The 24,608-nt window shown below is 45.2% G+C and carries 23 protein-coding genes and 2 pseudogenes; 15 read left to right on the plus strand and 10 right to left on the minus strand.

The features are described 5' to 3' along the window. Positions 1-82: 82 nt before the first annotated feature. The 7 genes and pseudogenes from sufC to QUA57_RS06350 all read left to right on the plus strand — a co-directional run bounded on the left by sufC (position 83) and on the right by QUA57_RS06350 (position 7,061). Positions 83-874, plus strand: coding sequence for a Fe-S cluster assembly ATPase SufC (gene sufC, locus QUA57_RS06320; protein ID WP_333044221.1), 792 nt, complete (start codon positions 83-85; stop codon positions 872-874). A gap of 2 nt (positions 875-876) precedes the next feature. After that, positions 877-2,208 carry a Fe-S cluster assembly protein SufD gene (gene sufD, locus QUA57_RS06325; protein WP_445304459.1) on the plus strand — a complete coding sequence of 444 codons (1,332 nt, stop codon included), beginning with the start codon at positions 877-879 and terminating at the stop codon, positions 2,206-2,208. Between the two features lie 121 nt (positions 2,209-2,329). Further along, positions 2,330-3,592 carry a SufS family cysteine desulfurase gene (locus QUA57_RS06330; protein ID WP_333060443.1) on the plus strand — a complete coding sequence of 421 codons (1,263 nt, stop codon included), beginning with the start codon at positions 2,330-2,332 and terminating at the stop codon, positions 3,590-3,592. 113 nt (positions 3,593-3,705) lie between these two features. Beyond that, complete coding sequence (locus QUA57_RS06335; protein ID WP_333060442.1) at positions 3,706-4,650, plus strand: hypothetical protein; 945 nt, start codon at positions 3,706-3,708, stop codon at positions 4,648-4,650. Positions 4,651-4,858: 208 nt separating this feature from the next. Further along, positions 4,859-5,128, plus strand: a complete 270-nt coding sequence (locus QUA57_RS06340; protein ID WP_333060441.1) for a hypothetical protein — start codon at positions 4,859-4,861, stop codon at positions 5,126-5,128. 35 nt (positions 5,129-5,163) lie between these two features. Beyond that, positions 5,164-6,011, plus strand: a pseudogene (locus tag QUA57_RS06345) (IS630 family transposase). A 426-nt stretch (positions 6,012-6,437) separates the two neighbouring features. Beyond that, positions 6,438-7,061 (plus strand): SAM-dependent methyltransferase, encoded by a 624-nt coding sequence (locus QUA57_RS06350; protein ID WP_333060440.1) that lies wholly within the window; start codon positions 6,438-6,440, stop codon positions 7,059-7,061. 285 nt (positions 7,062-7,346) lie between these two features. Here QUA57_RS06350 and QUA57_RS06355 read toward each other — a convergent pair whose 3' ends face one another. After that, on the minus strand, positions 7,347-8,174 hold the full coding sequence (locus tag QUA57_RS06355) for an NAD-dependent epimerase/dehydratase family protein (protein ID WP_333060439.1): 828 nt from the start codon (positions 8,172-8,174) through the stop codon (positions 7,347-7,349). A gap of 112 nt (positions 8,175-8,286) precedes the next feature. On the opposite strand from QUA57_RS06355, the gene QUA57_RS06360 reads away from it, so the two are divergent. Continuing rightward, positions 8,287-9,138, plus strand: a complete 852-nt coding sequence (locus QUA57_RS06360) for a YkvA family protein (protein ID WP_333060438.1) — start codon at positions 8,287-8,289, stop codon at positions 9,136-9,138. Positions 9,139-9,301: 163 nt separating this feature from the next. On the opposite strand, the gene QUA57_RS06365 is transcribed toward QUA57_RS06360, so the two are convergent. Beyond that, positions 9,302-9,658, minus strand: coding sequence for a zinc ribbon domain-containing protein (locus QUA57_RS06365; protein WP_333060437.1), 357 nt, complete (start codon positions 9,656-9,658; stop codon positions 9,302-9,304). A 322-nt stretch (positions 9,659-9,980) separates the two neighbouring features. Here QUA57_RS06365 and QUA57_RS06370 point away from each other — a divergent pair, with 322 nt between their 5' ends. Next, positions 9,981-10,562, plus strand: coding sequence for a hypothetical protein (locus tag QUA57_RS06370; RefSeq protein WP_333060436.1), 582 nt, complete (start codon positions 9,981-9,983; stop codon positions 10,560-10,562). 301 nt (positions 10,563-10,863) lie between these two features. Then, on the plus strand, positions 10,864-11,337 hold the full coding sequence (locus tag QUA57_RS06375; RefSeq protein WP_333060435.1) for a TspO/MBR family protein: 474 nt from the start codon (positions 10,864-10,866) through the stop codon (positions 11,335-11,337). A gap of 137 nt (positions 11,338-11,474) precedes the next feature. Here the strand turns inward: QUA57_RS06375 and QUA57_RS06380 are convergent, their stop codons facing one another. The 3 genes from QUA57_RS06380 to hslO all read right to left on the minus strand — a co-directional run bounded on the left by QUA57_RS06380 (position 11,475) and on the right by hslO (position 15,154). Beyond that, positions 11,475-11,885 carry an ester cyclase gene (locus tag QUA57_RS06380; RefSeq protein ID WP_333060434.1) on the minus strand — a complete coding sequence of 137 codons (411 nt, stop codon included), beginning with the start codon at positions 11,883-11,885 and terminating at the stop codon, positions 11,475-11,477. Between the two features lie 59 nt (positions 11,886-11,944). Then, the gene (locus tag QUA57_RS06385; protein ID WP_333060433.1) at positions 11,945-14,008 is read right to left on the minus strand and encodes a hypothetical protein; all 2,064 of its coding nucleotides are present in this window, start codon (positions 14,006-14,008) and stop codon (positions 11,945-11,947) included. A 246-nt stretch (positions 14,009-14,254) separates the two neighbouring features. Continuing rightward, the gene (gene hslO / locus QUA57_RS06390) at positions 14,255-15,154 is read right to left on the minus strand and encodes an Hsp33 family molecular chaperone HslO (RefSeq protein WP_333060432.1); all 900 of its coding nucleotides are present in this window, start codon (positions 15,152-15,154) and stop codon (positions 14,255-14,257) included. 424 nt (positions 15,155-15,578) lie between these two features. On the opposite strand from hslO, the gene QUA57_RS06395 reads away from it, so the two are divergent. Beyond that, a complete protein-coding gene (locus QUA57_RS06395) occupies positions 15,579-16,232 on the plus strand; it encodes a Crp/Fnr family transcriptional regulator (protein WP_333060431.1) in 654 nt (217 codons plus the stop codon). Between the two features lie 18 nt (positions 16,233-16,250). On the opposite strand, the gene QUA57_RS06400 is transcribed toward QUA57_RS06395, so the two are convergent. Next, positions 16,251-18,737 carry a CHAT domain-containing tetratricopeptide repeat protein gene (locus QUA57_RS06400; RefSeq protein WP_333060430.1) on the minus strand — a complete coding sequence of 829 codons (2,487 nt, stop codon included), beginning with the start codon at positions 18,735-18,737 and terminating at the stop codon, positions 16,251-16,253. 228 nt (positions 18,738-18,965) lie between these two features. Here QUA57_RS06400 and QUA57_RS06405 point away from each other — a divergent pair, with 228 nt between their 5' ends. After that, entirely contained in the window at positions 18,966-19,022 is a 57-nt protein-coding gene (locus tag QUA57_RS06405; RefSeq protein ID WP_333251001.1) for a hypothetical protein, read from the plus strand. Between the two features lie 482 nt (positions 19,023-19,504). On the opposite strand, the gene QUA57_RS06410 is transcribed toward QUA57_RS06405, so the two are convergent. Then, positions 19,505-20,725: an FtsW/RodA/SpoVE family cell cycle protein gene (locus QUA57_RS06410; protein WP_333060429.1), complete on the minus strand. Its 1,221-nt coding sequence runs from the start codon at positions 20,723-20,725 to the stop codon at positions 19,505-19,507. A gap of 36 nt (positions 20,726-20,761) precedes the next feature. On the opposite strand from QUA57_RS06410, the gene QUA57_RS06415 reads away from it, so the two are divergent. Both QUA57_RS06415 and QUA57_RS06420 read left to right on the plus strand, forming a co-directional pair. Then, positions 20,762-21,142, plus strand: a complete 381-nt coding sequence (locus tag QUA57_RS06415; protein WP_333060428.1) for an EamA family transporter — start codon at positions 20,762-20,764, stop codon at positions 21,140-21,142. Between the two features lie 43 nt (positions 21,143-21,185). Continuing rightward, positions 21,186-22,248: pseudogene (locus tag QUA57_RS06420) on the plus strand (IS630 family transposase). A gap of 202 nt (positions 22,249-22,450) precedes the next feature. On the opposite strand, the gene QUA57_RS06425 reads toward QUA57_RS06420, so the two are convergent. Then, positions 22,451-22,654, minus strand: coding sequence for a phycobilisome linker polypeptide (locus QUA57_RS06425; RefSeq protein ID WP_006634929.1), 204 nt, complete (start codon positions 22,652-22,654; stop codon positions 22,451-22,453). A 37-nt stretch (positions 22,655-22,691) separates the two neighbouring features. On the opposite strand from QUA57_RS06425, the gene QUA57_RS06430 reads away from it, so the two are divergent. After that, entirely contained in the window at positions 22,692-22,919 is a 228-nt protein-coding gene (locus tag QUA57_RS06430; protein WP_333185681.1) for a hypothetical protein, read from the plus strand. 3 nt (positions 22,920-22,922) lie between these two features. Here the strand turns inward: QUA57_RS06430 and apcB are convergent, their stop codons facing one another. Next, a complete protein-coding gene (gene apcB / locus QUA57_RS06435) occupies positions 22,923-23,408 on the minus strand; it encodes an allophycocyanin subunit beta (protein ID WP_006634930.1) in 486 nt (161 codons plus the stop codon). A 176-nt stretch (positions 23,409-23,584) separates the two neighbouring features. Further along, positions 23,585-24,070: an allophycocyanin subunit alpha gene (gene apcA / locus QUA57_RS06440; protein ID WP_333036136.1), complete on the minus strand. Its 486-nt coding sequence runs from the start codon at positions 24,068-24,070 to the stop codon at positions 23,585-23,587. Positions 24,071-24,608: the final 538 nt, after the last annotated feature.

Consider the following 24,608-nt stretch of genomic DNA (forward strand, 5'->3'; position numbering starts at 1 on the left):
ACGTTAATTGGTCACCAAGGGACAGAGCCTAGGAACGAGAAGAAAAAACTGTAAAGTGCATTGAGGAAAAGGACAAAAATAGATGATTGTAGAAAATAGTCAAGTGGTGCTATCCGTCCGCGATTTAACGGCGAATGTGGAAGATACCCAAATCCTTAAGGGTTTGAATCTGGAAATTAAATCGGGTGAAATTCACGCGATTATGGGCCCGAACGGTTCGGGAAAAAGCACTTTATCCAAGATATTAGCCGGTCATCCTGCTTATACGGTAACGGGGGGAGAAGTTACTTTTTTGGGTCAAAATTTGCTGGAATTACCGCCAGAAGAACGCTCTCTGGCTGGTGTATTCCTAGCGTTCCAATATCCTTTAGAAATTCCCGGCGTTAGCAATCTGGATTTTTTGCGCGTGGCTTACAATTCTCACCGCAAACATCGCGGCTTGGAAGAATTGGATGCTTTTGATTTCCAAGATTTAATCGAGGACAAGCTGGATATTGTCAAGATGAATGATTCTTTTTTAGGCCGCAGCGTAAATGAGGGTTTTTCCGGCGGCGAGAAAAAGCGGAATGAAATTTTGCAAATGGCGCTGTTGGAACCGAAATTAGCTATTTTAGATGAGACTGATTCGGGTTTGGATATCGATGCTCTCAAGATTGTCGCCGGCGGTGTGAATCAGTTGTCAACTGCTGAAAATTCGATGTTGGTGATTACTCACTATCAGCGGTTGCTGAATTACATTATTCCTGATTTTATTCACGTCATGGAAGCCGGCAGAATTATCTTGACTGGCCCGAAAGAGTTGGCGCTGGAATTGGAAGAACGCGGTTATGACTGGGTTGTGGAAGAGGAAGCAGCAGGAGTAGGCGCGCGATGATAATGAATACGCAAGTTGCTAGTAGGGAAATGTTTTTGACTGATTTGGTGAATCAGTGTGAAAAGTTGGGCGCTGCTCATCTCAAAAGTTCTCTTTACGGGTTGGATGATTTGCGCGATATTGCAACTCAATACGTGCTTTCTTCTCATTTTCCGACAGTGAAGGATGAAGAATGGCGTTTTACTGATTTGTCGCCGCTGTTACAAATCCCGTTGCATTTGCCGACCAGCAATCAGTCAGAAATTAAGCTGTCTGATATTACGATGCCTGTGAAAGACAAGGCAGATTTACCTTTAAGATTGGTCTTTGTCAATGGTTTTTATGCGCCGCATTTATCAACGCTGAATTTGCCGAATTTGCCAATCGACTTTTACGCAGGTAATCTATCCAATGTACCCGAAAAATATCAAGGGCGCATCAGCGATGTTTTGAGCAAGCACAGACAGCAAACCGAGGTGTTTACGGCGCTGAATACTGCGGGTTTGGCGGATTCTGCGGTGGTGTTCGTGCCGGCCAATATGTCGATCGACCTTCCGATTCACTTGCTGTTCCTGACAGCGCCCGGTGCATCTCCCACGATGTGTCAGCCGCACTGCTTAATTATAGCTGAGCCTGGAAGCAGCATGACCCTGGTTGAGGATTACGCAACTATCGGTAATGTCGCTGCATTTACGAATGCTGTAACCGATGTTGTTGTCGGCGAAAACGCTACTGTGAATCATGTTCGGCTGCAGCGGGAAGGTGGAGAGGTTGTTCATATCGGCAAAAGTGCGATCGAGCAATCTCGCAATAGCCATTATACTAGCCATGCTATCAGCTTGGGAGGCAAAATATCGCGGCACAATTTAGAAGTATTTCAGCGCGGAGAAGGCACTGAAACCACACTCAACGGCTTAACCGTAGTTTTTGGCGAACAGTTATCAGACACTCACAGTTTGATCGATTTCAATCACCCCCACGGTACAAGCCGCCAATTGCACAAGTGCATTATCGGTAACAAAGCTCGCGCTGTATTTAACGGCAAAGTTTTCGTTCGCAAAGCCGCACAATTGACCGATGCAGGACAGTTAAGCCGGAATTTGTTGCTGTCGCCGAGAGCTCGCGTAGATACCAAACCGCAGTTAGAAATTGTCGCCGACAACGTTAAATGTTCCCACGGTGCAACTGTCAGCCAGTTAGAAGATGATGAACTTTTCTACTTGCAAAGTCGCGGTTTAGATTTAGAGAGAAGTCGCTATTTGCTAATCGATGCTTTTGCGGCGGAAATGCTCAATCAATTACCAATTCTGGGCGTGGCGAAAATGCTTTCTACCTGTGTGGCTATCCAAGGATAAAAGAATCACCCAGAGGCTAGAAGCCTGTTCCAAAAACATTAAATGTTCTTGTGGGGTGGGCTTCTAGCCCGCCCAAAATCAGCAACAACCGCGCCCAAATCATTATTACCTTCTGACATTTATGACACTTATTCAAGAAAAAACACTTGCATCAAAAGTGCGTGGCGACTTCCCAATTTTGAATGAAAAAGTCAACGGTAAACCGCTAGTTTATTTAGACAATGCAGCTACTTCTCAAAAACCTCTAGCTGTCATCAATGCTTGGCGCGACTACTACGAGAAATACAATTCTAACGTCCACCGGGGAGCTCACACTCTCAGCGCCAAAGCGACTGATGCTTACGAAGCTGCTAGAGACAAAGTTGCGGCTTTTGTGAATGCGGCGTCGCGGCAAGAAATTGTCTATACTCGCAACGCCACCGAAGCGATTAATTTGGTTGCTTATTCTTGGGGCTTGAGCAATCTGCAAGCTGGAGATGAAATTATTCTGTCAGTGATGGAACACCACAGCAATCTAGTTCCCTGGCAAATGATTGCTCAAAGAACTGGTGCGGTACTGAAGTTTGTCGAGTTAACGGAAACTAACGAGTTTGATTTGGAACAGTTTAAAACGCTGATTTCCCATAAAACTAAATTGGTGTCAACCGTTCACGTTTCTAATACTTTAGGCTGCATCAGTCCAGTCAAAGAAATCTGTGAAATTGCCCACAGTTTCGGCGCGAAAGTTTTAATAGATGCTTGCCAAAGCGTGCCGCACATGATAGTAGACGTGCAAGCAATAGATTGCGATTGGCTGGTTGCTTCCGGTCACAAAATGTGCGCTCCGACAGGCATCGGTTTTCTGTACGGTAAACTGGACTTGCTGAGAGAAATGCCTCCGTTTTTCGGCGGCGGCGAGATGATTGCTGACGTGTTTCTCGATTATTCCACCTATGCCGATTTGCCGCACAAATTTGAAGCCGGCACGCCTGCAATCGGCGAGGCGATCGCCCTTGGTGCAGCAATCGATTATCTTAGTAACATTGGCATGGATAAGATTCACGCTTGCGAAGCTGAATTGACTGCTTATATGTTCCAGCAATTGCGGCAAATTCCCGAGATCAAAATTTACGGGCCACAACCAGACAGCAACGGCGAAGGTAGGGCAGCTTTGGCGGCATTTACAGCAGGAGAAATTCACCCTCAAGACTTGTCTACCATGTTAGATCAGGAGGGGGTCGCGATTCGTTCCGGGCATCACTGCACGCAAGCTTTGCACCGCTATTTGAACGTTTCATCTACTGCCAGAGCGAGTTTGTATTTTTACAATACTCGCGAGGAGATTGATGTGTTTGTGAAAGCGTTGAAAGAGATGATCGACTTTTTTGCTGGGATTATGGGATAATTTGGTGAGGTGGGCAAATGCCCACCTTGTTAGAACATCGTTTGCCTTTGCAGATCGGAATATCTCGTGAAAATAGTTGAGTATTATAGTTTAATAATACAACCACTAAAAACATGAATCAATATCCTATTATCCTCTTGCCAGACCCTGTTATTCAAGCTCTGGATGCAGTTCCATTTACATGGAAATTTAGTGAACCAAAACCTTTACCTCCTAGTTATAAGCCCCAACCAATTGATGTATTTTTGTTTTTTTATAAATCTCTCCCATTAATTATTCCTTTTGCAACTATTTCTCTGATTACCAGTAGAAATATTATCATCACTGTCTATATTTCTCTAGGGAGAATTTTTGTTACTGCCTTGAACTTCTGGCAACAACAAATGTCTTACTTACGAACACTTAATCCATACAAGCAACAAATGCGCGATTATAAAGATTTGTTAGAAGAATGGCAAAAGCGTGAGATTCAGCATAAACGGCAGATAGCAGAATCCCAAAAACCTGAAAAAATAAAACAGTATCGCTATCAAATAATTAAAGACATTATCATAAAAACCGTCCCTCCTGAAGGCAGAATTGTCAGTACAAAGTCTCAGTGGCTTGAAAGTAAATTTTATAAGAACTTACAGCAATTATTTACCCATAAAATTTATAACAATTTAATCATCCAAAAATCCCACTCCTATCAACCTTACTGTATAGAAATTTCTTATTTTGATAAATTAACAAATTTACGTATTGATATAACTATTGATAAACCTTATCACTATGAAACCGGTGAGCCTAAAAATTACGAAGTGCTTGTCCAAGAAAATCAGCGCCATCAACTCTTTTTAGAAAAAGGATGGATAGTCATTAGATTTGCTGAGGAGCAAGTAGTGTGTTGGCCACAAAGCTGTTGTCGGGTAATAGCCGAAGTAATCAATCAAATAATAGGTACACCAATTCCCGAGGAATTGACAACTCTAGAAACTTTACGACCTATCCAGCAATGGAATGAATTTGAAGCACGACAAATGGCACAGGAGCGCTATAGAAATAATTATTTAATTTAGCGCTCGCCCTTTTTTTGACCGCAGATGAAGGCAGATGAACACGGATGAACGCGGATGAAGAAGAGAGTGAGCGCACCCCAAATATAATCAGGTGAGAATGTTTGTGTTAAACCTATCAGCAGAAAATTAGGTTTGCAACCAGGATGAAGGTGATTTAATAGAAAGTCCTAATTGGAACCCAATAGAACAAGGTATCCGCGAGTTAAATGTGACAACTAAAAATTTAGTTACCTTGGGTGCAGATGACGAGTGTTATATGAGCATTGGCGGAGGTGAATCCGGCAAATATATTGTTAACGTAACTTTTGATAACGTTAGGTTCCCTAATTTAGTAGATCCCTCAAAACTCGATGCAATAGAAAAGCTAGTTGTCGGCGGACAAGAAGGTAATTATTCCGCCAGAATGTGTGTAAAATTAGAGACGCCTCTGTTGGCAGATATAGTCATTTCAAATAAGTATGAGACTTTTAAAAAATGAGGTAAAATGAAAAAAAATCGTTAACCAGTTAGGAAATGTCTTACAGCATAGATTTGAGAAAAAGAGTAGTGGACTATGTAGAAAATGGCGGTCGTATCGCCCAAGCTGCTGTCCTATTTAAGGTAGGAAGAGCAACGATATATCGGTGGCTCGGTCGGTCAGACCTTCAAGCTACAAAGGTAAAAAGACGTAAGAGAAAACTAGATTGGCAGGCATTGGAAAAGGATGTTAAAGAGAATCCAGATGCCAGATTAATCGACAGAGCCAATAAGTTTGGAACCAGACCCAGTGCCATATCTTATGCTCTTAAAGAAATGAAAATTACCCGAAAAAAAAAGAACTTCGTTACCAGGAGAGAAACCGAGAAGAAAGAATGAAATACTACTCTCATCTCAGAGAATTGATTAAAGTATGTGGAAGTCAAAGTCTGGTTTTTGTTGATGAATCAGGATTTGAGCCGTTTTTAGATTGTGCTTATGGCTGGTCAAAAAAAGGAAAAAAAATCTGGGGTGAAAAGTCCGGCAAACGGGGAACAAGAGAAAATTTAGTAGCTGGAAGACGGAAAGGAAAAAAGGACTTAATTGCCCCAATGGTTTTTACGGGAAGCCTCAATGCAGAAGGCTTTGAAGGGTGGTTATCTTTATATTTATTACCCTCTCTAACAAAGCCATCTATATTAATCATGGATAATGCACCGATTCATCGAAAAACAGCCATTCGAGAACTGGTAGAGGAAACGGGTCATCAAGTTCTTTTTCTCCCGAAATATTCTCCCGACCTGAACGATATTGAACACGATTTTAGTGCCTTAAAGCGAGGCAGAATGTATGCTCCTCCTGGCACATCTTTAGATGAACTCATCTGTGCCTACTGCGCTCAATAGTGTCTCTTTTTTATTGGAAATGACTATAAAACATTTACAGCATCAGGAAAACTCGATATTTCACTGTCTTGGGAAGAAGAGAAAGCATTAGTAATGCTGTAATAAAACAATATTTCGCTGTCTTGGGAAGAAGAGAAAGCATTAGTAATGCTGTAATAAAACAATATTTACCACAATCTAAGTGAAGTGCGCTCGCCCTTTATTCATTAGATGTATTGTGGGACAGGCGTCCCACCTGTCATTCATCAGTGAGAAGAAAGTGAAGGATGCGATATCAGCAATTACGTACAGACTCTATATCTAGGGTGAACACTGACGACATTAACCCTACATATAGTGTAATAATTAAATTATTTAGTAAATCCTGAATCTATTTTTTTTTGTAGTATATCTAGTTAGATATTGTGTAACTTACAGAGGTTAACAATGAAACCTTCAGAACCGGAATCAGTACAATCTAGCTTCTTTGATGAAACCTACCGCCAAAATTCAGATCCTTGGCGATACACGTCTAGCTTTTATGAAACCAGTAAATTCAGAACAACGATCAGATGCTTGCCCAAAGTCCGATTCAAAAATGCTTTTGAAATCGGATGTGCTATCGGCGTCCTCACCCAGAAACTTGCCAAAAAATGTGACAGATTGCTTTCAGTAGATTATTCAGAAGTAGGATTACAAGAAGCGCGCAAACGCTGCCACGATCTTCCACAGGTTCGCTTTCAGCAGATGCAAATACCCCAACAGTTTCCAACTGAGAATTTCGATTTCATTTTATTCTCAGAAGTGGGTTATTATTTGAGCAAAAATGACCTCCATGCAACCAAGGAAAAAATCATTAACCAATTACTTCCTGGCGGTTATCTTTTGATGGTTCACTTTCGGTATCCAGTGGAAAGTTTTATCTTGAATGGCGAGATTGTTCACGATACCTTCCTCCACGATTCTGCACAGTTTTTGAAGCATCTTGGTGACCCACGCAAACGTTTTTTGATGCTAGATTTAGCGCGCCATCACAAACGCTATCGGATGGATTTGTTTCAGCGGTTGTAAATGATACCAGCCGATAATTTTCCCGAGAGTGCATCTACAATTAGTTCGGGATCACCCTTTATTTCTTTGCCTTTATCTGTCAATAATATCAAGCCCGCGTCAATAATTATAATTAATTAAGTTTGTACTGAGGACGAATGGGATCAAAAGTCTGCGCCGATAGATATCCCACACTATTATTGTGAGTGATTGACCAGACTTGATATAAATCAAAGAGCGCTCGCCTTGTTAATTACGAACATCACAAAAGAGCGATCGCCCTCAATGACGCCATTCACTCCTCCATTAATACTCCCTAATTTCAGGATGTATAAATTGATAACCAGCCGCCTTAATTTTTTGATTCGACACCCTCGCATTATAAGGCCGCACGCTGGTAACAGATTTATCCCAAGAAGCTGGCGGCAAATTGTGAGTTTCAAAAATGCGATCGAGCAATTCGCGACTGGATAGCGACACATCCCCGACTAAATTGTAAATGCCCTGCAATCGATTTTCCAAAGCAAAGGTTAACCCCCCAACAACATCATCCCGATGCACCCAATTAGTAGCATCTTCCCCCGCACCGGGGCGAGTGTTCCCAGCCCAGCGCCCAAAGATTTTAACTAATTCTCGTCCAGGCCCATAAATTCCTCCCAAACGGAGAATGCAAACGTGAAGATTGGCATTAGATGCTGCTAATAAAACCCGTTCTGTTTCTGCCATAATTTCACCGTTTGGGTTGGTAGGTGCGACTGGTGACTCTTCATTTACCACTTCACCTTTGCGATCGCCATACACAGAATAAGTACCCGTATAAATAACCTGCTTTACTGTCGGTATCTGCTGTAAAACCGATACCAAAGTAGTCGCTGTATCTAAATAACTCTCCTGATAAGTATCAGAATTTGGAGCACCTACGCACAGCATAACAGCATCTTGTTCTTGCAATACAGCCGTCATTGCATCTTTGTCATTTCCCTTGAGCACGGCTACCCGCTGGGCGACACCCTCCAACTCAACGACTCGCGTCGCCGTGGTAGTTGTCGCCGTCACGATACAATCTGATTTGCCGCGTAAATGTTTGGCTGTCGCAGTACCCACATAGCCGCAGCCGACGATCGCAACTTTCATAAAAAATTCTCCTTTGTTTCATACTCTCTAAAATTATTGCCGGTTTCTGAAATCATGGCGCGCTGAGTTTTGTGGTAAAATGCAAAGCATCGTTATCAATCGGAGTAGCATCGTGTCCGAGAGAGATATTTTTGCCACATCCTCAGAAAGCGAACTTTTAGCTTTTTATGGTTCTTTGTTTGCGATCGCAGCCGCCGATGGTTCCTTTGATATTGACGAACTAGATTTGTTGTTTAAAACCATAAATTTAGACAAATTTTCTGACTCTGCAAAGACTCAAATCCAATCCTACACAGCCAGTCCCCCATCACTCAGCGACTGTTTGCAAACACTCAGCCAGTCAGAAGAACCGCTGCGTTTGGGAGTCATGTATTTTTTAATAAACATTGCTGGAGCCAATAAGACGCTGCATCCCGGAGAAAGCGAGGCGATCCAATCAGCAAAAAAACTGCTCGCGGTTTCCGACTTGCAAATCCAAGCCATGCAGGAATTCCTCGCAGATATGAAACAACTACGGGATGCCGCCCCTAATAAAAATCAGACATCAGCCTCCTTCAATTCTGCTGTTTCCCAGCTTAAAACTAAGGGCATTCCTCTCGATTTGATCGACCGGAAAGGAACCACAACAAACCTCAGCAACCCCAAAATCAACTATTCAGATGAAAGTTTTTGGATTAAACTTAAAAACTTTGCTTTAACCGCAGGAAGAGAAGTAGTTGAAAAAGCTTTGATTCTCTACTATACGGCTCAGAACCCAAATGTGCCTGCTTGGGCAAAAGGAGTTGTACTTGGAGCTTTGACCTATTTTATATCTCCTGTTGATGCCATTCCCGATATATTAGTCGGCATCGGATTTACCGACGATTTGGGAGTATTGCTGGCGGCAATAGCTACTGTGTCAGTATACATTAATGCTGATACTAAAGAACAAGCCAAACAAAAAATGAAAGATTGGTTTGGCTAATAATATTATGTCCGGTGGAGCGTTTTGTTTCCGTCGGCATCCGCATAATATAATCGGAATAATATAGGAGTTGTCAATCGGATAAAAGACAGGACACGACACTGCCGTGTCCCTACCCAATATCTGTAATTCACTCAACTGAAAACTTGATTATTGTGGATTCTCAGTCTTTAATCGGCTTACCATCTCGATTGACAATACGGCTTTCACCATCCTTAGCCGTGACATTTTCATAAACCCCTTCATCCCGCTTCACGTACTTGCTGAAACCCGAATTTTTATAATCGGTGTCGGATGTCGGCTTCATCAACCTCGGAGCGCTCAGCAGCCGGCGTACCGGAGCATCTGCGGGAGTCTCCCCTGGTTCGCACTTAGCCAACTCGCACAGTTGACCCCAAGTGGAAACTTCCAGGTTCATGCTGTGCCAAACTTCTAACTGCTGGTTGTTTTCGGGACACAAATAATCGTATACAGGCATACTAAGAATCTCGTTGGCAACTACTAAAATTACTAATTGCACGGTTATTGAGAATATTATAGCTCAACATTACTAATAATTCAACCCTAAAAATCAAACTTTACTATTTTTAACGGTTGTTGAAACCTTAAATCAGCTATATTATTAACCCTGTGTGCTTGCTCCCGGATGCGATCGAGACAAAGCTCAAAAGTACCCTGAAATCCTCTGACTCGATCCAACGATCGCACGATCGACGCCTAGCAAATGCCCGCAAGACTTCCGTGGATGCCGTCAAAGGATTGATCATCATTTTCAGACTGTACGCAAATCACAGATTCTAAGTTTCAATTTTATTTATTTACTCACCAGCGAGGATTTACCGATGAGCGATTTCAAAGTTACGCCAGAAGTAGAGCTGAACACAGCTCAAATGTTAGAGCGATACGAACTGCAAGATGAGACAAATCTGCGGCGTTGGGCAAAACTGCACGGCATCAACAGCACTCGCGGTTTCTTCTATCCGAGTGAAGTAGATTTGATGGATCACGCTCACCACCATCTTTACAATTTGGGAATGAGCATTGCTGACTACCAAAGTCTTTTAGACCGACGCCGCAGCCATTCCCAGACATCAGGCGACCAAAATAAAACAGTAGCAAGTCAAGTTGCTGACGAAGCATACGATGCCATAGAAACGCTAACCGAGCAGTATGCTGAAGCTATTGATTTAATGGGAGAACGTATAGCAGACCATTTCATAGATGAACTCGATTTATCTGTGATGAGGCACCTTTCTAAAAAAGTGCAAGACCGGCGCACTCTCAACGGTCAAACCAAAAAGCCTAACCGTTTTCTCCAAGTGATTAAAGCCGTGTTGCAACCGAGCAGTGAAAATACGCTTCTGGTTCCCAAAAAAGAGAATGACTCTAGTTTAGAATTAGAACAGCATCATCGGCTCGGCTAATCGCCGATTTTTTTGAAAAACTAAGAGACTTTTTGTTCAATTTACTGGTCAATTTTACTGAAAAGCAGACCCGAACCCTCCCCTTTTCAAGGGGAGGCAGCAAGAGTCACATTTTTTATATTATGAAACGGAATAGAAGAAAATAAATTGAGATTTCCCAGAAGTCTAAATTACTTTTCAACTGATATTGGGTTTCGCGACGGAACCAAACCTAATATAACTAGAGACAGATTGCGCGATCGCCAAAATTAGAGATAATATCTGCTGAATTGAACCTGTCAACCTCGCCCAAGGTAAAAAAATGATTAAATCCTGGATGGTAATTGGAGGCGTCGCCTTTGTAGTAGCTTTAGCTGCTAACATAATCGCGCCCAGGGACATCCAATGGTTCAACCGGTTGCAGCGTCCGAGATGGCTAGTATTTGAAAAAGCAATTCCCATAATTTGGACAGTAATTTTTATTTGTGCAGCTTGGTCAGCAGTGATTGTGTGGGAAAAAGAACCAGGAACTCAGGAGACTTGGCTGAGAATGGGTTTGTACCTGCTTTTAGAAATAGTAACTATATCTTACACCTCGGTTATGTGCAAAGTTAGGAGCCTAAAAGTCGGCACCATAATCGGCGGAACGGGCGCTATTTTAAGCGTTATCCTCGCTTTAACGGTGTTGCCAGTTTCGGAGCCGGCCGCCCTGTTATTGCTGCCTTACATACTTTGGAGTCCGATCGGCACTTACACCACTTGGGCAATGATGCACCTCAATCCGGCGGATGTTTAGGATCTGGAATTAGTCTTTTTAATGGGATGACAAGCATCGGGAAAAAGCACCTTTTTTAGGTAGTATCTACCTGCAACGCAGGTTTTAGTGAGCAAAGACTTGATGCGGAATAATTGTACAGTTGCACAACTGGAAGCTTATGATATCGGTAACCCAAGCTGCATGAACCAAGTGTGCTTGTCTATGTAACCGCGTTGAAAATGGATTTTGCCATCAACAATATGAAAGAAGCCACAGCCTTTTAGCGTAAAACTTTTGCCAGTTGGTAGGTTGCCACCAAACTCACCTAGAAAGGTGCCACCACCAGTCCACTCGACGATCGCCCACTCGCCATCCTCAAACAGATTCTCAGCGTGCGTGTAATTGTCTGGAAAGGCTTGGAAGAAGCTAACAAAACTCTCAAGCAATGCCTCACGCCCATTTAGAGGATCGCCAAAGGCAACTTGATGGTTCTGTGCATCGTCGTGATAAAGCTCGATCAGGGCGTGAGGGTCACGAGCGTTATAAGCAGAAACCCAGTCTTGGAGGACTTGCTTGGGCGTTTTCATTTTTAGTTCCCTAATACAGATAACTAAAGATATTAATTAGCACCTTCTCACCCTCAAATTTACTGACTTAGAGATCTGCTCGGAGGCTCAGTTTCCGGCGGTTCGGGAGGGGGAGATTCAGCATCGGGAGGGTTCAGCGACTCCTCCCAAACTTTGATTTGCGATCGAGCTTGCTCAAAAGCCCGAGTACCCGAGGGAATTTTCTTCAAAGTCGCGATCGCCCCAGCCAGATCCGACGACGACTGTTCCACACCAAGCGCCAAAATCCGCTGGCTCCACTCATCAATCGCCTCACTCGCCTGCCACCGGAGCGAACTCGACTCCGGCACCTGAAGGGCCAGCGCAATAGCCGTTTGCAGAGCCTCCGCAGTCCCCGCTCGGGCAGCCTGACGGGCGTTCTCCAAACCTTGCTCGCCCTGAAATTGAGCCTCCCAAGTCCGAATGTTTGATCGAGCTTCCTCATAAAGCACCCGTCCCGATCGAATCCGGCGGGCCATCTCAATTGCCCCCGCCAAATTGCCGCTCGCCGCTAGCTGCTGAGCTCTATCCAAAAACGGCTGGTCAACAAGCCGCTGTCTCCTCTCGATCCAAGCTTGAATTTTGGTTTGAGCTTCGACGTAAAGCGCCCTACCTCTAGCGATCCGAGAAGCTTGAGCAACGGCCGCTTCCAGAGCATTCGGATCGCCCATACTCGCCAAATCGTTGGCTCTTTGCAAATACGGACTGTCTTCCAGCAGCTCGATTTGACGGCTCAAGGTGCTAATTTGACTGCGAGCTTCCGAAGCGCGGGGATTTGATTCCGGGACTGTTTGCAATTGCGCGATCGCAGCCCTCAAATCATTTACCCCACCAGGCGCTGCCAGCCTGCTTGCCAAATCCAAAACTTTCACATCAGCCATTTCTTGTTGCCAGCGGCCGACTAAATCTTGAGCTTGTTTGTATAAAGGGCGGCCGGACTTCAACTTTTGAGCAATCTCGATCGCCTTCGAGAAACCCTCAACAGAGCCAGTCAAAGCCTGAGAAGTAGCATTCGCCAACTCATTAAAATCTTGTACTTGTTCCCTTAAATTTGCAGACTCTGGAATCTTGTTAGCGATCGCCATCGCCTCCTGCCAATCCCCTGCCTGCAATCGTTTTTGGGCGATCTCTAGAATTTTCTTGCTAAATTCCGCGATTGCCTTATTGGCAGCTTGATACAAATAACTGTTTTGACCAATTCCCTGAGCCAGCTTAATCCCCGTCACCAGATTGTCGAGACCTCCCTCGGAGGCTGTATTCCGGGCTTTTAGCAACTTATTGCCCTCAGCCCGAGTCGTCTGAATTAGCTTAGTCAATTCCTCGTACTTAGCCGATTCCCAGAAAGTATTTCCCAAATCCAAAAGCAGAGTAGCTTGGCTGAAAGCCAGCGTCCACTCTTCCTGACGCAAGTGGTCTTCAGCCGTGCGGTAAATTTTCTCTGCATCGCTCCATATCGACTGCCACTTTTCAATCTGCTTTTCCATCTTCGGGTAAGCGGGAACGTTTTTAGGAACCTTGCGAGCGAGCGCAATCGCCTCATCCAGCTTTCCTTCTTGGAAACTAGCATTTCCCAGCCTAAGAATATCCTCCGACCACCGATCGATTTGAGTGTTAATTCTCGGCCGCAGCGGATGGTTTTGTGGCAAAGCATTCACTAATTCGATCGCCCTGAGCAAATCATCCGCCGTCCGCCTGCTTGCTGCTTCTTGAGCACAAAAAAAGCGATCGTTAGCAGAAGCTGTCGGCCAAAAAATCTTTGAGCAATTGGACTGCGAGGTCAGGTTGAGTAAAGATGCAATTGCCACAAACCCCATGCCCACCGATAGCATCAAACTCAGCGCCAGCCAAAACTGCCACTTATTCGACCAGTTCCGCCAAAACGGATTATGTGCCCCCGGCGGCTGCGAGTTTTCCCCAGACAAATTCGGCGGTAGTTCCAGATGCCCTCCCGGCAGTTTTCCCGAAGTAACCAACTCTCGGAGCTCTTTAAGTCGTTCAGCCCGGTTTTTCCTTGCTGGTAAGCGCACCAGCGACGAAGTATCCTTTGTTGACTCCAAGGATTCTGATGCAGACCAACGGCCTGGTATTTTGCGATCTTGACTCATATCCTCACCACAAACAGCAACCAGCCAGCGTTAGTTATTTAAAAACTGCGAGCGCTGCTATCAACTGCTCTATAAAATGTATTCATCACTTTTACATACTCCCGTCGGCCCTAGACTGCAAGGGCCGATCGCCAAACCGCCAAAATCAAAATTTTGTGATTAGGTAATTGATAATGCGTAATTGGCAATTGGTCAAGGCCGTCATCCCTAACTCGCACTCAATAGAGCCAATTACACATTATCGTCTCAAGAACCGGAGTTTGAGCGCAAATCGCCGATCAGTTCGGCAAGTTGGTCGCTATTAGCTTTGTAAACCTCGTTGCAGAAATGGCACGTAGCCTCAGCCCCCCCATCTTTTTCAATCATGTCTTGGAGTTCGGCTTCGCCCAACATTTTCAAAGCTCCCAAAACTCGATCGAACGAACAGCCACAGTCAAAGCGCACCATCTGAGTTTCCGGGAAAATTTCCAGGCCCATATCTCCCAGTAATTCTTCGAGAATCTGGTGCAGCGTTTTGCCCGATCGCAGCAGCGGCGTAAAGCCGGACAATTCAGCAACTCTAGATTCTAAAGTTTGCACCAATTTTTCGTCCGTTGCCGCCTTCGGCAGAACCTGCAACAGCACACCCCCAGACGCTTCTACCCCGCCCGCCCCTACAAACACCCCCAAAACTAGAGCCGAAGGCGTTTGCTCCGAGGTTGCCAAATAATGACTCAGATCGTCGCCAATTTCGCCGGAAACCAATTCCACCGTACTTGAATAAGGGAAGCCATATCCAACGTCCCGCACCACGTACAAATACCCGTCACCTATTGCCCCGCCCACATCGAGTTTGCCTTTAGCATTGGGCGGCAGTTCCACTTCGGGATTGTCCACATAACCTCGAACCGTTCCATCAAGTCCCGCATCCACTAGAAGCCCGCCCAGCGGCCCATCTCCTTTGATGCGAATGTTGACTCTCGATTCGGGCCGTTTCATGCTGGAGGCGAGTAACAGCCCTGCCGACATTGTGCGCCCGAGGGCGGCTGTAGCCACGTAGGAGAGCTTGTGCCGCTGTCTTGCTTCTTCGGTGAGGCGGGTGGAAATGACGCCTACAGCGCGAATTCCGCCCTCTGCGGCTGTAGCGCGAATTAATTGATCGGCCATGAAAAACCTTACTTTGTCTTTTGATACCTTCTTGAACTATTTTAGAAGTTCTTGAAGGTTGTGGCAGCAGATAGCAGCAGTTGACTCGGCGGGCCTGGGAGTGCGATCGAACTTCAGAACTCGCCTCTGTTTTTTATAAAACCTCGATCGACCAACTATTTATTAACCAATACTCTGATTGATTCTTCCACTTAAATATTTATTTAATATGCCCGCAATAACGACTGAATTTATTTTCCATCATCTACCCGGTTCTCAGTCCTTTTATAACAACTAACAACTCATGACTAATGACTAAGAAATACTGACTAACAACTAAAGCTTATCTTGGCGCTAACCAGACGATTACCAAACCTTTACCTTTGCCGGTTAGAGTCAGAGGCGTAGGTCTCAGACAAATGTTTTTTAGCTGGAAATAAGGGATATGCCACCAACATCCAAAGCACTTTTAGCGGAAATCCAGCATAACACAGGAGCGAGCCGAAACTTGCATTTTTATGCCAAGGGCGAAACCATTCCTATGATGTCGCACGGTCTTTGGCGAGTCTGTCAAGGTCTAGCACAACTGAGTACACTTTATCCAACCGGAGAAGAAGGACTTTTGGGTTGGGTGGGGCCTTCGATGTGCTTCGGTTTGTGGTTGACAAGCTTGCAGACTTACCGAGCTACGGCGACATCAGATATTTATTTGATGTGGTATTCTATGGTGGAAATCGAAGCTTCTCCTCAATTGGCTCACGAGTTGTTGCCTCAAATGGTACGGCGACTGCGGCAAATGGAAGCAATTTTAGCGATCGCCGGACAGCGGCGAGTAGATGACCGTTTGTATCAGCTACTGCTATTATTGCAACAGGAATTCGGTCAGCCTGTGGTTGAGGGAACTCGTTTGAATATCCGCTTGACACATCAAGATATTGCTAATGCTATTTGCACGACGCGGGTAACAGTAACTCGAATGCTGGGAAAATTGCAGCAGCAAGGGTTAATCAGTCGAGATGGCGATCGGCATTTAATTCTTAACAAAGATGTTTTTGCGTCCACATCAGATTTGTTTGGCTGCAACCCTCAAGCAGTGTAGCAAGCGCATAGAAAAATCTTATTCTGCTTCGCCAATCAGCGTAAACGCCGCCCAATCTTGCGGATTTGGGTGCATCTTCATTGTCATCAGCATCGCTTGCCGCAAAGCTTGAGCTTTATTCGGGTTTTTCTGTAATTGGCGATAGAATTCTGCCATTAATTCCGCTGTCGCAGCATCGGGCACTAACCACAGAGAAACGATAATACTGGAAACACCAGCACTAATTAAAGCACGAGATAATCCAAGCACACCATCACCTGTGAGTTTTCCTCGGCCAGTATTGCAAGCACTTAATACCACTAATTCAGCATTTAATTTTAAATCCAAAATTTCACTAGAAGTCAGCAATCCGTCATCATTTCCTGATGGACCCAGGGCGATCGCTCCCGGTAAATCTCGCCTCTTCACTTCATTGAGTAATCCGTGAGTTGCCAGATGAATAATCCGGGCTTTTAGCATCTGTTGAACAATCGATGCTTTAGTCGCTTGAGAGCCTGTAATCGGTTTAGTATTAAGAAGTTGGGCAATTGTAATTGCTTCCCGTTCGCTGCCCGGTAAGGCAGGTAATTGCTGCGGCGGGGTGCCTATTTTGGGCATTGTTGGATTGCCGACGACGAGGTTATTTTGGAAAGAAAGTTGTCGGACTTTTTGCCGTGATTGGCGGGTGAACTGCAAAATTTGAATGGCGGGAGCAGTTAGGATGGTATGTTTTTCAATCAAATATTGACCTGTCGGATCTTGTAAGGCGACAAAGGGAACTAAAAACAGGGATTTGTGGGGAATGAAGATGATAGGAGCATTCGGGTCAGTAGGTAAAAGATCGGCAATGGGTTGAATCAGTAGTTGATAACTTTGCTGTAATTTGGGGTAGATTGTGCGAGAATTAGCAGGGGTAGAAGCAGGGCGATTAGCCGCTTGTCGATTGGCAGTGTCCCCCGATACACCCAGAGCCTCGCGAGTGCCGCGAATCATCTCAGCTAAGGCTGTATCTTGCTCGTTTAATCCTCTCCTCCCGGTAGCAGCAGATACTCTTGTCCCTTCGGTGGCTTCGGGTAGATTGATGTTCAGAGATTTGAGGTCAAGGGAGCGAAAGGTAATTTCACCAGTTGGCTTAATTACCCAAATATAAAGGGCTTGATTCTTAATAATTGAATACTCGACGAGGGTAGCGTTTTGCTCTTTAGCGATTTGTTGAATTTGCTGGATATTGGGGGGGTTGATAGTAGTTGTGGCAGAGGCAGATGCGGCAAGGCGAGCTGCCAATAACTCCACAAAAGCTCTGGCTCTACCCCGTTCGGCAATTTCTAAAGCGTCGTTAGTTTTTTTCTGAGCAATGAAGACTTGTTGTAAATTGACGTAGGGGTCAGTTTGGGTTTCAAATATTGACACTTTATTGGCATCGTCTAATCCAGCACGGAGAGATTCCAAAACTTTAATACTATCAAGTAGGGTTTTCTCTGCTGCGGGGAGATTGCCAGAGTTGGAGAGAGCCACTCCTAGATTGTTGAGATGCGTCCCCTCGCTTTCGCGGTTTTTAATTTCTCGCGCGATGACCAACGACTGCTGAGCGTACTCGATGGCTTTGGCGTAATCGCCCAGGTAAAGGTAAGCCATTCCCAGATTTCCCAGAGCCCCTCCTTCACCTTGGCGGTTTTTAATTTCTCGCGCGATCGCCAACTTTTGCTGTTGGTACTCGATGGCTTTGGCGTAGTCGCCCAGGTAAAGGTAAGCAGTTCCCAGATGTCCCAGAGCCACTCCTTCACCTTGGCGGTCTTTAATTTCTCGCGCGATCGCCAACTTTTGCTGTTGGTACTCGATGGCTTTGGCGTAGTCGCCCAGGTAAAAGTAAGCAGTTCCCAGATGTCCCAGAGCTTTCCCTTCACCTTGGCGGTCTTTTATTTCTCGCGCGATCGCCAACTTTTGCTGTTGGTATTCGATGGCTTTGGCGTAGTCGCCGAGGGTAAGGTAAGCAAGTCCCAGATTTCCCAGAGCTTTCCCCTCGCTTTGGCGGTCTTTTATTTCTCGCGCGATCGCCAACACCTGCTGAGCGTACTCGATGGCTTTGGCGTAGTCGCCGAGGGAAAGGTAAGCAGCTCCCAGATTTCCCAGAGCCCTCCCCTCGCTTTGGCGGTCTTTAATTTCTCTGGAGATCGCCAACGAATGCTGAGCGTACTCGATGGCTTTGGCGTAGTCGTCGAGGGAATCGTAAGCAACTCCCAGGTTTCCCAGAGCTTTCCCCTCGCTTTGGCGGTCTTTTATTTCTCGATAAATTATTAGTGCCTGTTGCCAAGACTGCAATGCAGCTTGAAATTGACTAATCTGATACTGCTGACGCCCTTGGTCTAACAGTCGGTCTGCTTCGGCTTTCCGCTGAGCTTGAGTTTGAGCCAAGGCCGGAGAATTGATGATTTTAAATTGAGAGTTAGGGATAAACCGAAACTCACCTACAGTCAGCGTCGCTAAGATTGAGATCAGTCCCGACAATCCAATTTTTTGCAGTTTCATAACTTTTGACAGGCCTCTGGTTTGAATATCCGCTTGACACATCAAGATATTGCTAATGCGATTTGCACGACGCGGTTCTGTTGACTGTTGACTGTTGACAGGTTGATAGCTTGATAGCGACCTCTAACTGGAAGGAAGAGGATTGGAGTAATCAATAGTCTTTTTTTAATTTCTCCCGATCGGGGAGAGGCTTTAAACCAATTCTTTCTGGTAACAGTAACCCGAATGATGGGAAAATTGCAGCAGCAAGGGTTAATCGTTCGAGATGGCCATCTCGGCATTTAATTCTTAACAAAGGTGTTTTTGTGTCCGCCTCCGATTTGTTTGGCTGCAACCCTCCAGCAGTATAGCAAGCGACAGCCATTTGCATCTACATAATGCTGTCTAATGTTAAAGCTCTAATCGAATTGCATCAGAATTGTCTGTCTTGATTTTCCTTCCCCTATCTACAGCAATACATTTGCAGCCGGAAAAGATATCATTAAGCGGTGCATCTATTTAGGACTAAACTCAATGCCTAACTCAACTCCAGAAACACCACAACCAGACAAAAAAGAATTAGCTGACATCACAGCTAAACCTCAAGAACAACAAGAAGAACCGCCAAATAAGGGTGACGGGCGGAAATAGTCGATCGCCCAGAATGATACCGCAGCAGAAGCTAAAGAAACCGGGTTTTTTGACTATTATTGAAGGTTTTCACCAAATATTTTGGTTAAACAACCCGGTTTCTAGCTACCCGCGCGTCAAAGAAATAACTTGACAAATTATTCGGTTTGTGTAGTTGGGTTGTTCGATCGCAAGTTCGGCTTTCCCGGCTTTCCACGGAGGCCGTTTAAAGAAACCACATCAGCCTCAGAACTCTCCCTTGCCACCCGAATCAGCAACCCCGACAACAACAAACTTGCCAACATCGAAGAACCCCCGTAACTAAAAAACGGCAGTGGCAAACCCGTAGTCGGCAAAACCCCCGTCGCCACCCCAATATTCAGCAGCGACTGTCCCACCATCACCACCATCACCCCAATCGCCACCAACTGACTCTCACTATTTCGAGCCTTCATCGCTACCCTCAACGCCACAGTAGAGTAAGCCGCCAACATCAGCAACAGTGAGAAACCTCCCACCAAACCAAACTCCTCAGCAAACACAGCAAAAATAAAATCGCTGTACTGAATAGGCAAATAAAATAACTTTTGCTGGGACATCCCCAAACCCACACCCCAAACGCCCCCAGAACCCACAGCCAGGAGACTTTGAATCAACTGATAGCCGTCTTGCATCGGGTCAGCCCAAGGATTGAGAAAAGACATAATCCGGCGGCGCTGGTATTCCCTAAAACTAATACTTAAAACCGCTAAAAGCATTCCTCCCATAGCCGTTGCGCCCAACTGCAAGTAAGGCAAGCCCGCAGCCAAAGCCACCAACCACAAAGTCATCCCGCACAAAGCCGTGGTACTTAAATTCGGCTGCAACAAAATTCCCAACAGCATTGCACCGAAAATTACCAGCCAAGTTAAGCGAACTTTATTCGTCAACCGATACCAGTTGCCGAAAATGCGGGCGCTTTGGAGAACAAAAAACGGCTTGATCAACTCAGAAGGTTGAATAATCGGAACCGGACCCAGAGATATCCAGCGAGTCGCCCCGTTGATTGTGGTTCCCACCCCCGGAACCAAGGTCAGCCACAGTAATCCCAGCAGCAACAAAACGCCTAACTGAGATGTTTTCATGATGTAGCGCAGTGGGGAGTACACCATCAAGTTAAAGCCGGCCAGCCCGATCGCCACTGCGACTAGCTGTCGTTTAAAATAATAAAGCCCGTCTCCAAATTCATAATTTGCAATGGGATAGGAAGCCGAAAACAATGCGGTCAGCCCGACAAACAGCCACAGAAAAGTCAGCCACCTCAGCCACCGAGCCTCAGCGGCCCATTGAGACGCGCTGGGGTCAAAAAAGGGAATCAAGCGTCGAATGTCATTAGCCATAGGATTTTAGAATGCTCTCAATAAACTCTAACAAAGATGGCTAAAGTACCAGATTGGTTAATTTACGCATTAATCTGCTCGCTATTATATGGTTTGTGGGGATTTTTTGGCAATTTAGCGACTAAATATATTGACTACAAAACTGCTTTTGTTTATGAAGCAATTGGCGCTATTTTAACTACTTTATTTATTATTTTCCACACTAATAATTTTAGTTTTGAGGGAGATGTTAGGGGGATTTTATTTGCCATGTTAGTGGGCGTTTGTGGCACTGTGGCATCATTAGTATTTTTTATAGCCCTTGGTAAAGGTGAAGTTGCCAATGTAGTGAGTGTTACTTCTATCTACCCGCTGATTACTATATTATTATCGTCTTTATTCTTGAAAGAGGCTATTATATTATGTCCGGTCGATTAACCATGATATGATCGGGAGGAACACCACCCCCATCAAATAAAGAATGCCAAAACGAATTACGATCGCACCTCATCTGAGTCCAGAAGAGCTACAAGCTCGTTTCCGTCAAGCTAAAACAACCACCCAGGCTCATCATTACCAGATTATTTGGCTGTTAGCGAGCGGAAAAACCACCGCCGAAGTGATGGCAGTGACAGGTTATAGTCGTGGTTGGATTTATGAATTAGTCTGGGGATACAATCATTTAGGCCCTGAGTCCCTCGGAGATCAGCGTTGCCAAAATACAGATCGTGACCCTCTGCTGAATGATGTGGAACAAGCTCAATTGTGGCAAGTCTTACAGCAGCCACCTCCGGATGGCGGGCTGTGGAATGGTCGTAAAGTGGCCGACTGGATGAGTGAACTCAAGGGTGAAAAAGTCTGTCGTCAAAGAGGGTGGGAATATCTCAAGTCCATGAAGTTTCGATTGAGAGTTCCTCGCCCGGAACATCAGGAATCAGATCTTCTCGAACAAGAGGAATGGAAAAAAAAATCTGGGTCAGTTCGTCAAAAAAATCAAGAAGGAGAACCTAGAAAGCGACGTAGAAGTCTGGTCAATGGACGAACATCGGCTCGGATTGAAACCAGTTTTGAGGCGGGAATGGGTGGATGAGTTTAGTAATGCTACGGCTGTTGTTAACTGGCGGTTTCAATGGTTGTGGTTATATGGTTTCGTACATCCGAGTACGGGAGAAACATATTGGTGGATACTGCCATTTGTCAACAGCCAGCTTTTCGAGCGAGTTTTAGAAGATTTTGTCAAACATTGGAAAGTAGGACCGAAAAAAAGAGTCGTTTTAGTTGTAGATGGAGCCGGATGGCACTTAAGTGAAAACGTGAAAATCCCCGACGGCATACATTTGTATTGTCTACCTTCACACTCACCCCAACTCCAACCAGCAGAAAGGTTATGGCCCCTGACAAATGAACCGATAGCCAATCGCTGTTTTAAAAACTTAGATGAATTAGAAGCAGTGTTATTGGAGCGATGTCAAAAACTGTTAAATCTCAAACAGTTAATCAGTGGTTTGACTCATTTCTATTGGTGGCCGGAGGCAAAAGTTTAATCATGGTTAATCGACCGGACATAATATTACATTACCACAAATGCTTGCTGTTTTGTTAGCCATAATCGCAGTTATACTTTCTGCTTATTGAAATATTTGTCAATGATTAGATTAACAAGGCTGGACATTCTTCCTTCTGCCATAACAAACAAAAAAGAGGTCGATGCGACCTCTTACCCCTCTACTAATCCAGCTTCGGCTCTTAAAGTAAACCTGTATTAGCTCCGGGCTTACCGGTAGCCAGTTGCACTTTAATAATTCTGCCGCCCATTTTCATAATTCTTTGCTGTTCCCGGAACCAGTTGTCGTAAGGAACGAGCTTAGTAAAATAGGTATTTTGCAATTCGCGCTGAGTGCGGATGCGAGTTTGACTGGGGACGCAAGCAGTCACCTTAAACATTCTCATGGGAAACTAACTCCTGAGTAGGTTTACAGATTATTAGATGGATTTTTTAAAGATTGAAGGCAGGGAGTTAGGAGTCAAAACTAGCTCGTTAAAACTCGTCGGGCTTTCTCGACAAGCCTTTGACGGTCTAGCAATCACTCTCAACTTCCCTGACCTCTTTTCAAAGCCAAAGGTAACAAGTCCAAAGTTAAAAGTTAAAAGAGGCAAGAAACAAATATTTTTCTTTCTTCCTTCTTCTTCCTTCTTCCTTCTTCCTTCTTCCTGAGTCTTAGCTCAAGCCAGAGCAGATGTAGTCGAAATAGACGCCCATTTCTTTACCAGCGTCAGAACCGACCAAACCGGCGGTGACTTCTTTCATTGCTTGGATTGCTTGTACGGTAGAACCGATGGGCACGCCCAAGGAGTTGTAGGTTTCTTTCAAACCGTTGAGCACGCGCTCATCGAGGATGGAAGGGTCGCCAGCCAACATAGCGTAGGTGGCGTAGCGGAGGTAGTAGTCCAAGTCGCGGATGCAAGCTGCATAACGACGAGTGGTGTACATATTGCCGCCGGGACGAGTTACGTCAGAGTACAACAGAGACTTAGCAACTGCTTCTTTGACGATTGTGGCTGCATTGGCGCTGATGGCTGTAGCGGCGCGGACGCGCAGTTCGCCAGAAGCAAAGTAGTTCTTGAGCTTGTCTAGAGCGCTGATGTCCAGGTACTTACCTTGAACGTCAGAGGAATTGATAACGGCGGTAATTGCGTCTTGCATGGTTGTCTTGTTTCCTAGAAAGTGGCTGAGTCAGTCCAATTTTGGAGCTAGAATTTGGAATTTGGGATTTGGGATTTGAGATTTTTAAGTGGCTGGTTATTTGCAAAAGCTTTTAACTTGTTGCCGGCAACCCCCAATTTTTCAATCTAAAATCGAAAACCTAAAATCGAAATTCCTTACTGCATCGCACCGATAACGTAGTCGAAGTAAGAGGAAGCTTCGGAAGCATCTTCTCCAGACAGCAGCGAGCTTGCTGCATTTTTCATAGCACGAACGCCTTCGGCGACGGCTTCAATCGGGGTGCCGAGAGATTTGTACATTTCGCGGACGCCGACAATACCGATTTCTTCGATCGGAGTAATGTCGCCAGCTACGATTCCGTAGGTAATCAAACGCAGGTAGTAGTCCATGTCGCGCAAGCAAGTTGCGGTCATTTCTTCGCCGTAAGCGTTGCCGCCGGGAGAAACAATATCAGGGCGCTTTTGGAAAAGTTGGTCGCCTGCTTGCTTGACGATGCGTTCGCGGGATTCGCTCAAAATTTGGGCGATGCGGACGCGGCGTTCACCAGAGGTGACAAAGCTCTTGATCCGATCTAATTCACCTGGGCTCAAGTAGCGAGCTTCGGCGTCTGCGTTGACGATTGATTTGGTGACGATACTCATCTTGTGTGTACCCGCTGGATATTTTGCTATATGAACTGCTCTGCGCTGAGCTAGCGAAGGCGGGCGCTTGCGTCCCGTATCTTTGCTGCTCAGGCAGGAGCTTTGACGGGGAAGGCTGGACTTTCCACAATCAGCAACTGTTGAAGTTGTTGGGGGGTGACTGCCTTCGGTGCTTAACGGCGCTGGTTCTTCACGCCGGTGCGCTTGTGAGTGCTCGCACTAAGCCTGTCGCTTACAATACCATAAATGACTGATGCGATCTTTAATTTATGATCAAGATTGCAGCAGGCCACTTAGTGGCGATCGAGTGACTGTCGGGCAGTTAGTAAGGATATTGCTTCTCTGACACAACTACCTCTCGCAAGTATTTTGAGGCATTATGTTCACATTCTGAGTGTTACTGTAATAGTTTGTAACATTCCTTTTCATATTTGGGCCCTCGCTTGGGTCTTCTCGGTTAAAATTTCACAGTTAAAAAATTGCTAAAATTATCTCGCAGCAATGCTTACAGGCGATCGAGCATTGATCTGGAATTGTG

The organism is Microcoleus sp. Pol7_B2 (assembly GCF_036701035.1).
Lineage (GTDB): Bacteria > Cyanobacteriota > Cyanobacteriia > Cyanobacteriales > Microcoleaceae > Microcoleus.